Origin of the sequence: Shimia sp. (assembly GCF_041624275.1) — a bacterium.
Lineage (GTDB): Bacteria > Pseudomonadota > Alphaproteobacteria > Rhodobacterales > Rhodobacteraceae > Shimia.
The window spans coordinates 1-9887 of record NZ_JBFJVE010000117.1 but is presented as its reverse complement, the minus strand read 5'-3'; the positions used below and the strand labels follow the sequence as shown (position 1 = coordinate 9887).

9 protein-coding genes and 1 pseudogene are annotated in these 9887 nt (G+C 64.9%); all 10 read right to left on the bottom strand.

Annotation, left to right across the window (positions count from 1 at the left end; genetic code table 11):
* Window positions 1–675, bottom strand: a 675-nt coding sequence (locus ABZD10_RS10220) for an FAD:protein FMN transferase (protein WP_372886282.1), incomplete at its 3' end; no start/stop codon positions are given.
* Window positions 672–1196: a nitrous oxide reductase accessory protein NosL gene (locus ABZD10_RS10215; protein WP_372886280.1), complete on the bottom strand. Its 525-nt coding sequence runs from the start codon at window positions 1194–1196 to the stop codon at window positions 672–674. The genes ABZD10_RS10215 and ABZD10_RS10220, both read right to left, overlap by 4 nt.
* Window positions 1193–2014: an ABC transporter permease gene (locus ABZD10_RS10210; RefSeq protein ID WP_372886278.1), complete on the bottom strand. Its 822-nt coding sequence runs from the start codon at window positions 2012–2014 to the stop codon at window positions 1193–1195. Before ABZD10_RS10210 ends, ABZD10_RS10215 begins: the two co-directional genes overlap by 4 nt.
* Window positions 2011–2904, bottom strand: coding sequence for an ABC transporter ATP-binding protein (locus ABZD10_RS10205; RefSeq protein ID WP_372886276.1), 894 nt, complete (start codon window positions 2902–2904; stop codon window positions 2011–2013). Before ABZD10_RS10205 ends, ABZD10_RS10210 begins: the two co-directional genes overlap by 4 nt.
* A complete protein-coding gene (locus tag ABZD10_RS10200) occupies window positions 2894–4150 on the bottom strand; it encodes a nitrous oxide reductase family maturation protein NosD (RefSeq protein WP_372886274.1) in 1257 nt (418 codons plus the stop codon). The genes ABZD10_RS10205 and ABZD10_RS10200 overlap by 11 nt, the downstream gene beginning before the upstream one ends.
* Before the next feature lie 11 nt (window positions 4151–4161).
* Window positions 4162–6063: a TAT-dependent nitrous-oxide reductase gene (gene nosZ, locus ABZD10_RS10195; RefSeq protein ID WP_372886272.1), complete on the bottom strand. Its 1902-nt coding sequence runs from the start codon at window positions 6061–6063 to the stop codon at window positions 4162–4164.
* 11 nt (window positions 6064–6074) lie between these two features.
* Window positions 6075–8258 carry a 4Fe-4S binding protein gene (locus tag ABZD10_RS10190; RefSeq protein WP_372886270.1) on the bottom strand — a complete coding sequence of 728 codons (2184 nt, stop codon included), beginning with the start codon at window positions 8256–8258 and terminating at the stop codon, window positions 6075–6077.
* The gene (locus tag ABZD10_RS10185) at window positions 8249–8716 is read right to left on the bottom strand and encodes a DUF2946 family protein (protein WP_372886269.1); all 468 of its coding nucleotides are present in this window, start codon (window positions 8714–8716) and stop codon (window positions 8249–8251) included. Before ABZD10_RS10185 ends, ABZD10_RS10190 begins: the two co-directional genes overlap by 10 nt.
* A gap of 173 nt (window positions 8717–8889) precedes the next feature.
* The gene (locus ABZD10_RS10180) at window positions 8890–9456 is read right to left on the bottom strand and encodes a UbiX family flavin prenyltransferase (protein ID WP_372886268.1); all 567 of its coding nucleotides are present in this window, start codon (window positions 9454–9456) and stop codon (window positions 8890–8892) included.
* Window positions 9453–9887: pseudogene (locus ABZD10_RS10175) on the bottom strand (UbiD family decarboxylase); the annotation flags it as partial. The pseudogene ABZD10_RS10175 and the gene ABZD10_RS10180, both read right to left, overlap by 4 nt.

Here is a 9887-nt window from a genome sequence, read left to right as displayed (position 1 = left end):
CATCCGCAGCCGCCTGACCAGCGTGCCGTCGTCGGCGGCGACCCCGACCCGCCAGTCGTCGCCGTCGGGGCCATGGCCCAGCGCCGCGATCTCGCCCATGTCGACCAGTATGTCGCCCAGCCCCCGCGCCTTCAGCAGCGCGACGATACGGTCGGTGACATAGCCCTGGGCAATGCCGTTCAGCGTCAGCCCCTGCCCGGCGCGTTCGAAACGCACCTCGGCGGCATCGAACCCGAGACCCTGCCAGCCGACGGCGCGGCGCGCGGTCTCGATCTCTTCCGCGCCCGCGCCGGCGGCCATCGCCAGCCACAGCGGCTGGATGCTGGGATCAAAGGCGCCGCCGCTGGCCCGGTGCAGCCGGTCGCTGAGGCTGAGCAGCTCGAGCAGCTCATGCGAGGGGCGCGCCAGCACGCCGTCACGGTTGAGGCGGCTGATCTCGGACTCGGTGCGGTACAGGCTGAAGATCTTCTCCAGCCGCAGCAGTTCCCGTTCCACCGCGACGAAAACCGGCGCGGCATCGGCTTGCGTGAGGCCGGCGATCTTCATCGACACCTGCGCTCCCATGGCGCGGCCGCGCCAGGCGGCGACCGGTCCCTGGGCGGCAATGGCAGCGGCGGGCAGGGCCGAGCTGGCCGCGGCGATCGACAGGAAGCGGCGGCGGCTCAATGAGGTCATGAGGGGGTCTCCAATTTTATGTCAAGATTGACCGCGCCAAGCGCGGCATCATCGGGAATATCCTTCAGCGACAATGACATGCCGCCATATTGATTGATGAAATCTTCGGCCGCCCGGCTCTGGGCGAAGGGCACGATCTCCTGCGCCCCCATGCCGCCGGCCACCGGTGCGCCGACCACGAAAAGGGCCTCGTCAGCGGCGATCCAGTTCGCAATTCCGGGTTCGTTCCAGCTTTTGGCCGCGCCCATGTCGCTGACATAGATGGCGACGATATCGGCATCGCGCTCCGGGCTTTTCAGATAGGCGACAAGGTCGCGCACCTGCGAAAAGAACAGCGGCGCCGGCAGCCCCTCGAGATGCACCTGCCCCTTGGGGCCGCCGTGATCGGCGATGTTCATCTGGCAGAAGTAACTCAGCGCCTCTGCGGTCAATTCGACCGGCGGCGGCGGCGCCTCGGCCGCCTCCTCCTTGCAGGCGGCCAGGCCCAGCGCCAGGGCGGCGAACAGCAGCGGCCTGATCATGGTTCGACCCGCCGGAAGGCGCCGCGCGCGGCGACAAAGCCGATCAGCGGCCAGACCATCAGCGACAGCGGCGCCGCCCAGGCCGGCAGCGCCTGCGCGGCCCCGGTCATGCCGCTGCTCAGCGCGACCCCGTCCGAGGCGGCGATGTTCCACAGCCGGAAGGCGTCGGCCGGGTTGGCGACCATCACCCAGGGAAAGACATGCTGGGTGAAATCTCCGCCGCCGTCGACCACCACCGCGCCCAGCAGACCGAGGTCATAGAGCACCACGAAGACCAGCCACAGCCCGGCGCTCATGCCGGCCGCCGCCGTGGCGCTGCGCGACAGGGACGAGACCAGATAGCCCAGGGTCAGAAACACGCCGCCAAGCAGGATCGAGGTGGCGATCAGCCGGCTCAGCGCGATCAGGCTTGCCGGTCCGGCGCCGCCGAACCAGGCCGCCACCGCGCCGGCGCTGCCAAAGCCGATCAGCATCGCGAAGGCAAGGGCGGCAAGATGGGCGGCGAACTTGCCAAGCAGGATCTCGCCGCGCCCGGCGGGATAGGACAGCAGCAGCCCGAGCGAGCCGCGATCGGTCTCGCCGGCGACGGCATCGAACGAGATCATCAGCGCCAGCAGGGGCGCCAGATAGACCGACAGCGTGGTCATCGAGGCCACCGACACGGTCAGCATGTCGACCCCGAGGGCGCCGGTGGGGGCGCTGCCGGCAAAGGTCAGCGCCAGCGCGAACAGCACCATGATAAGGGTCGCCATCAACAGCCAGCGGTTGCGTTGCAGAATGCGCATCTCGGCGCGGGCGATGGCCAGGAAACGGGTCATTGCTGCGCCTCCTTTGCAAAATGGCGATAGAGATCGTCAAGACGCGGCGGGGTGATGTCGATATCGGCCACTGCCTCGCCCAGTTCGGCGATGCGGCGCAGCTCGGTCATTTTGTCTTCGGCGGCGCAATAGATCTCGACCGAGGCACCGTTGATCCGCGTGCCCCCGACCTGCGAGGCGATCAGATCCGCGTTCTGCGTCGCGCGCACCCGCAGCCGGGTCTTCAGCCCGGCCCTGGCGCTCAGCCCCTCGAGCGTGTCATCGGCCACCAGATGGCCCCTGCGCATGATCGCGATGCGGTCGGTGCGGGCCTCGACTTCGGTCAGCGCGTGGCTGGCGATCAGCACCGCGCAGCCGCTGGCCGCCAATTCGTCGATGATGGCGTAGAGGTCCTGCCGCGAGATCGGATCGAGCCCGCTGGTGGGTTCGTCCAGAAGCGCCACCTTGGGATGGCCCAGCAGCACCTGCGCCAGACCCAGCCGCTGCCGCATGCCCTTGGAATAGGTGCCGATGCGCCGGTCCAGCGCCTCCGCCAGCCCGACCCGCTCCAGCAGGCCGGGAATGTCGGCGCGGGTGCCCGAAAGTCGGGCAAACAGCGTCAGCTGCTCGCGCCCGGTCAGGGCGGGGTGAAAGCTCACCGCTTCGGGCAGAAAGGCGGTGGCGGCGCGCGCCGCGCCCCGGCCCGGCCGGTGGCCGGCCACCGAGATGCTGCCGCCCTCGATCGGGATCAGGCCCAGCACGGCCTTGATAAGTGTCGATTTCCCCGCGCCGTTATGGCCAAGAAGGGCCACGCGCTCGCCCGGGGAAACGGTCAGCGAGACGTCGTGCAGAACGCGGGTCTTGCCGCGATCCTTGCACAGACCTTGGATGGTGAGGATATTATCCGTCATGAGGAACCTTTCCGCCCGCATCGGGGATGATGGGCGACATCAGGGGGTGACTGTCGATCACGCCTCCGGGCAAAAGCGCCGGAAAGGCGGATTGGGACCAGCGCACCAGCTGCACGGCGGGTGATCCGAGCAGCAGTTTTGCCGATGGCTGGGTCCACAGCACGTGATCCATGCTGTCGTTGGGACGGAAGGGCGCATCCGCGATGCCATCGCCGTTCACGTCATAGGCCGCATTGTCGCTCCAGTAGTTGCCCGCGCCCGCCTCGGACCACTCGTACCAGTTGGTGGTCACCAGTTTGACCTGGGTGCGGTTGGCGATGAAGCTGTTGCCGACGATGCGGTTGTTGTCGGATCCGGTGAAATGGATCCCGATCGAGCACCCTTCGAACCAGTTGCCCGAGAAATCGTTCTTGTGGCTGTTGTAGAGAAAGGCGCATTTCTGCTTCGACCCGCGCACGAAGTTGTCGCGGATGTCCGAGGAATTGGTGTAGTTGAAGGCGATGCCGTGCTCGCGGTCGTCGATCGACACGTTGCCGCTCACCTCGACGTTCTTGGTGAACATGATCGCATAGCCAAGGTCGTTTCCGACCGAGACATTGCCCGACACGGTGCTGCCGTTGGCATACATGAAATGAACCGCGAAACGCAGGTCGCGGAAGATGTTGTCGCGGAAGATGTTGTCGCGGCTCGAGTTGACGAAGATGCCGTCGCGCCCATAGCGCATCTCGTTGCCTTCGACGATGGCGCCGGGGGCGTTCCAGACATAGACCCCGTTGCCGCGGTCGTTCATGCGGTGGTCCTGCCGGCCCTCGATACGGTTGCCCGCCACCCGCGCGTCGCGCGCGCCGTGGATGTCGATGCCATAGAGGTTGCCCAGAACCACGTTGTCCAGAATCTGCGGCGCATGGGCGGTCTTGGTCAGCTGGATGCCGCTGTCGATGGTCTCATGCGACGAGCCCGAGCCGATGGCGGTGATGCCGCGCACGGTGACATTGCCCGCGGTAACGGTCACGACGCTGCCAAAGCCGCCGCCGTCGATGGTCGCATGTCCCTGCCCGTCCAGCGTGACAGGGCGGTCCAGCACCACGTTTTCACGGTAGGTGCCGGGGCTCAGGCGGAGGGTGTCTCCATCCGCCGCCTGCGCCAGTGTCGCGGAAATGGCCCCCGGCGTGTTGGGCACGTCCCACTCCGCCGCCGCAACCGCGCCGGCAAGGAACATGCTCAATGCTGCCAGGGACCATTTCATCCGTCTTCTCCTTACCGGGGCTCGACCAGCATACGGCCGCGCATTTCCATGTGCAGCGCGTGGCAGAACCACTGGCAGTAGTACCAGTGAACACCGGGACGTTCAGCCACGAAAGTGACCGAGGCGGTCGCCTGCGGACCGACTTCCATCGCCACACCGAAGTTGGCCATGCAGAAACCATGGGTCAGATCGTCGATGTCGTCGAGGTTGGTGACGATGACGGTGACCTCGTCGCCCTGCTTGACGGTGAACTGCTCGAGCGAGAAGTTCGGCGCCTGGCTCGACATGTAGACGCGCACCTTGTTGCCATCGCGGATGATGGTGTCCTGGTAATCGTCCAGATCCACACCGTCGGCCTCGGCCTGGGCACGGGCCTCGGCCCAGGTCGGGTCGTTGCGCTCCCAGTTCTGGCGCGGGTTCACCTTCGAGCGGTGGACGATGATCGAATCGTGCGGCTCGGCAAAGGTCGGGCCATCGTGGACCACCTTCATCTTGTCGCCCGAAATGTCGATCAGCTGCTCGTTCTCAGGCTTCAGCGGACCCACGTTCAGGAAGCGGTCTTTCGAGAACTTGTTCATCGAAACCAGCCACTTGCCGTCGGCTTCGGCGGTTTCACCCATCGAGGTCGAGTTGTGGCCCGGCTGGTACTGCACGTCGACCTTGTCGAGGATCGGATCCACGTCCTTGCCGGCATAGGCGTCGATCGCCTTCTGGATGTCCCACTTCACCACCTGGCTGTCGAGGAACAGGGTGGTATAGGCGTTGCCGCGGTTGTCGAAGGCGGTGTGGAGCGGGCCGAGACCCAGCTGCGGTTCCGCGACCACGGCCGAGCGCGGGTCGGCACCGGCGAAGACGGCGTCCAGTTTCTCGACGTCGATCACCGACACGGTCGGCGACAGCTTGCCGTTGATCATGATGTGACGCTTGTCGGGGCAGGCGTTGACACCGTGCGGCGAGTTCGGGATCGGGATATAGGCGGTCAGGTTGCCCGGTGCGCCCTTGCGGCCGTCGACCACTTTGGCGCCCTTCAGCTCCTGGTAGTTGCCGGCAGCGATCGCGTCCTCGATGGCCTTGATGTTGAACACCACCACGTGGTCCAGCTCGCTCTCGGTCATCTCGGCCAGGTTCATGCCCATTTCCGAGTTGTACGAGGTCGAGAAGGCGTATTTGCCCTGATAGTCACAGTCGGTGTTGTCAAGGTTGCCCGAGACGATGACCTGCCATGCCACTTCCATCTCGTCGCCGTCGATGGCGGTGAAGATGTTGACGTACTGATCCGGCTCGTCGAGGATCTTGCCGTCGTTGACCAGCGGTGCTTCATGCTCACCATTGGCAAAGACATAGCCGGTGCGCGGGAACTTCTGCGGACGCAGGCCGTGGATGTCATGCGCGTTGGGGATCTCGATGATCTTGTCGCATTTCATCACGTCGCAGCGCACGCGCGCCACGCGGGTGTTGGCCTTGTCGTTCATGAACAGGAAACGGCCGTCATAGGTGCCGTCGGTGAACGACATGTGCGGGTGGTGCAAATCGCCGTTGTCATAGGTGACCTTGCCGTTGGCGGCGAGGAATTCCTTGGTCTCCGGCAGCAGGCCTTCGGTCAGCACCTTCAGCGATTCATTGGTCTGACCCCAGCCGGTGGCCGAGCAGCGGTTGAACACCGGAACCCGCATCAGTTCGCGCATCGAGGGCACACCGAGAATGCGCAGCTCGCCCGACTGACCCGAGGACCAGAAGCCGTAGTACTCGTCCAGTTCACCCGGCTCGAGAGCGTATTTGCCTGCGGCTTGTGCCTGGCTGGCGCCCAGCATGGTCGAGCCGACGCCGGTGGTGGCCAGGACGGCCCCCGTGGCGGTGGCTCCGAGCATGCCGCGACGCGACATCGACAGGGCTTTTTTGGTTTCTTCTGTCATGGTTTCCTCCTTCAAGAAGACTGGGTAGTAGTTGCGTTCGGGTGGTTTGCCGGCGGAGCTTTCTTCGGGATCTTGATCTCCGCCGAGCCGGTCTTCTCCCGCCGCTTGAGCTGGCGGATGACAACCGGACATTTGGTGTCGGACTGATAGAGCACCTGACAGTGCAGACAGTTGACGCATTCGTTGGGGTTGATCTCCCCTGTGGGGTGGATCGCCTGCACCGGACATTCGTTCGAGCAGGTCTGGCAGGGGCTGCCGCATTCGCGATAGCGGCGCAGCCAGTCGAACATGCGGATCCGTGCCGGGATCGCCAGCGCCGCGCCCAAGGGGCACAGGTAGCGGCAATAGAAGCGTTCGATGAACAGGCCCAGACCGAGAAGCAGCACCGCAAAGACCACAAACGGCCATTCGCGCATGAACTTGAGGATGATCGCGGTCTTGAAGGGTTCGATCTCGGCGGCGGTCTCGGCCATCGGGATCGACACGATCGACAGGCCGAACAACCCGAGGAAGATCATGTATTTCAGCGGCCACAGACGTTCATGCAGACCCCAGGGCAGCTCCCATTGCGGCAGTTTGAAGGCCCGCGCGATCTTGTTGGTCAGCTCCTGCAGCGCACCAAAGGGGCACAGCCAGCCGCAATAGGCGCCGCGGCCCCAGAACAGCAGCGCGGCGGCGATGGCAAACCACTGGATGAACACCAGCGGGTCCATCAGGAAGGCATCCCAGCTGAAGCCCGAGCGCAGGCTGCCGGCCAGCGCCATCAGGTTGACCACCGACAGCTGCGCATTGGTGTACCAGCCGAGGAAGACCAGCGAGAAGCTCAGGAAGCCGACGCGGAACCAGTAGAAGACGCGCGGATTGCGGGTCGCCTGGAACTGGAAGAAGAACACCGAGGTCAAGAGCAGCAGCATCGCGCCGAGAACGCCGATCTCGACCGTCTTGTCCTTCCAGATGCGTTTCCACAGCGCCGACTTGGCCGCCGCCTCGCCCGTGGCATCGTCGACCACCGGCACCGGCTTGACCGGCAAGAGGTATTTCTCGGGCAGCTTGTAGCCGAGATCCCAGGTCAGGAAGACCCGGTCCAGCGCCCCGACGCTGCGCTGCACCAGCAGCTGAAGACGGAAGGGTTCGGCGGGGTCGAACTCGGTATCGGCCTTGATCTTGAACAGGTCCAGTTCGGAAAAGGAGGGGCTGTCCTCGGTGGCCAGCGCCCCGAGCCGCCTTTGCTCCTTGTCGAAGAAACGCACCGAGTTGTCGCCCTGGATCAGCTGGATGCGGTCGAAGATGCCGCCGCGCACATAGCCCGAGCCCTTGAAGCTGTAGGCGCCGCGCCCCAGCACCAGGATCGCGTGCTCGCCGGGCTCCAGCCATTTGACCAGATTGTCGTATTCGGCATCGCCCAGCAGCGAGCGGCCGATCGTCGGCACCGAGACCAGCGCCATGTGCATGTCGATGAAAGTGTCGCCCGGCTCGCCCGGTTCGGGGCGGGCGATGGCGCGCGCATCGCCGGTTTCGGCAAAGGCCTGATTGACCTGACCGACATCCAGTGTCATCCGCCGCGACGAGCCGTCGCCGGCCAGCTGCTCCCAGCTTTCGACCGTGTCGCGCGCCATGTCGATCTCGCGTTTGGGGCCGGTTTGCACCGGCGCCAGACCGCCAAGGCCCAGCGCCCGCGCGACCTTGATGCCACCGCGCACGAGGCTGTCGTCGATCACCATGATGGTCACCGTGGCGCCCGAGATGATGTCGAGATCATGCCCCTCGCCGCCGGTCGCGGCCTCGATCTTGAGGTCGAGCCCGGCATAGCCCTCGGTCAGGGCGACCATCTTCGAGTTGGGAATGCCGATCAGCACGATCGGCTCAGAGTGTTTGACCAGTTTCACCCCGGTCAGCACCGCGTCGGCGTCGATCGCGGCCACGACATGGATCGGCTTGCCCGAATATCCGGTTGTGCCGACGAAATCCGAGGTCAGAAAGGCCCAGGCAATGGTCTCGCCCTGTCTGAGCACCGGGGCGACCTTGACGTCGTCACGCACCGGGCCAAAGGCGTCTGCTCCGGGGGCCAGTTCCGAAGGTTCCAGATCGGGAAGAAAGCTCGCAAGGCTGTCAGCGCGGGCCTCTGCGGCGACAATTGCCGTGAGAATGAAGATCGCTGCACTGAGCCATGAGAAGATAGCGCGCTTTATGTCCACAGCGCACCTCCTTTATTCGAAGTTAACGCTTTGGACATGCGAGGGTCGCGCTCCGCATGCAGAAATGTCTTAGCTGATGGTGGCCCCCGGCTTTCGGGCCACTGAAATTGCGCATCGTCGCCGACCTCGCGCCCGCCGTGCCGGGACGTCTGAGCGGCCGAGGCCGCAATCAGTTCGAATCCCGCCCCGGACGCCGGGCTCAGAGGTGCTGCAAATGCGCAGAAAGCGCAGTCTTCGCAATCGCCATACCCGCTTTCCTGCGACGGCAAGGTGCCGTCCTCAGGTGCGATCTGTTGCAGAACAATTCCATATTCCGAACAGATCTCGATCCATTCACCCTGTGTCGCGCTGGCAAGGGACGGCGCCAGAAGCTGCAGCACAAGGGCGAAAACGGCCATCAGACCTGCAAGCTCGGGCAGCCGGAAAACACGCGTCAGCGTTGTTCCCGAAATGAGCATTGCAATCGTCCGACGGACAGGCATACGCGACTCCAAAGTTGCGGTACGAGGTCGGTTTAAGCGCGCCTGCCGGCAAAAGACTTGACTTTAATCAACGGCACTTGAAATTTTCCCTTTCGGAAAATTAATTGGATTTCTCTGAATAAAAAGAGAAATTTAACATGTTTTTCAAATTAACCTTGCAACCAGGCCCGTGACACCGGCGCGCCCAGGCGCAGCAGGTCGATCGCGCGCCCGGCGATCTGGGTGACGATCTCCTCGACGCTCTTCGGCCCGAGGTAGAAGGCCGGCACCGGCGGCAGGATGATGCCGCCCATTTCGCTGACCGCTGTCATGTTGCGCAGATGGGCCAGCGTCAGCGGCGCCTCGCGGGTCAGCAGCACCAGCGGGCGGCGCTCCTTCAGCTGCACCCCGGCGGCGCGGGTCAAGAGGTTGTCGTCCAGCCCGCCGGCGATGGCCGCCAGGCTGCGCATCGAACAAGGGGCGACGATCATCCCCGAAACCGGCACCGAGCCCGAGGCGATCGCCGCGCCGATATTGCGGCAATCATGCACCCGGGTGACCAGCCCGTGCAGCTCGTCCAGCGCCCCGGCGCCGCATTCCTCGTGCAGGGTGCGCTCGGCGGCCGGGCTGGTCACAAGGTCGATCTCGACCGCCATCGCCGAAAGCTGGCGCGCCACCGACAGCCCCAAGGCCGCGCCCGAGGCCCCGGCCACGCCCAGCACGACACGGGCGTTCATCCGCCCCACCCCGGCAGGCAGCGGGCCAGCAGGTCCGCGGCAAAGGCGGCGTCCTTATCGGCGGTTTTCATGACCTCTCCCCAGTCGCGGTTGGTTTCGCTGCCGATCTTGTTGGTGGCGTCGATGCCGATCTTACCCGCCAACCCGGCCTCGGGCGAGGCGAAATCGAGGTAATCCATCGGCGTGCGCTCCAGCATCATCACGTCGCGCGACGGATCCATGCGCGTGGCCAGCGCCCAGGCGATGTCGTCCCAATTGCGCGGGTCGATGTCGTCATCCACCACCACGATGATCTTGGTATAGCTGAACTGTGGCAGCATGCCCCACAGCCCCATCATCACCCGCCGCGCCTGCCCCGGATAGCGTTTGTCGATCGAGATCACCGCCATGCGATAGCTGCAGGCCGCCGGCGGCAACCACAGGTCCCTGAT

Coding starts and splice junctions, on each gene's coding strand:
- ABZD10_RS10180 (WP_372886268.1), bottom strand. CDS start 9,456: ATGAACGCCCGTGTCGTGCTGGGCGTGGCCGGGGCCTCGGGCGCGGCC.
- ABZD10_RS10185 (WP_372886269.1), bottom strand. CDS start 8,716: ATGCTCATTTCGGGAACAACGCTGACGCGTGTTTTCCGGCTGCCCGAG.
- ABZD10_RS10215 (WP_372886280.1), bottom strand. CDS start 1,196: ATGATCAGGCCGCTGCTGTTCGCCGCCCTGGCGCTGGGCCTGGCCGCC.
- ABZD10_RS10210 (WP_372886278.1), bottom strand. CDS start 2,014: ATGACCCGTTTCCTGGCCATCGCCCGCGCCGAGATGCGCATTCTGCAA.
- nosZ (WP_372886272.1), bottom strand. CDS start 6,063: ATGACAGAAGAAACCAAAAAAGCCCTGTCGATGTCGCGTCGCGGCATG.
- ABZD10_RS10205 (WP_372886276.1), bottom strand. CDS start 2,904: ATGACGGATAATATCCTCACCATCCAAGGTCTGTGCAAGGATCGCGGC.
- ABZD10_RS10200 (WP_372886274.1), bottom strand. CDS start 4,150: ATGAAATGGTCCCTGGCAGCATTGAGCATGTTCCTTGCCGGCGCGGTT.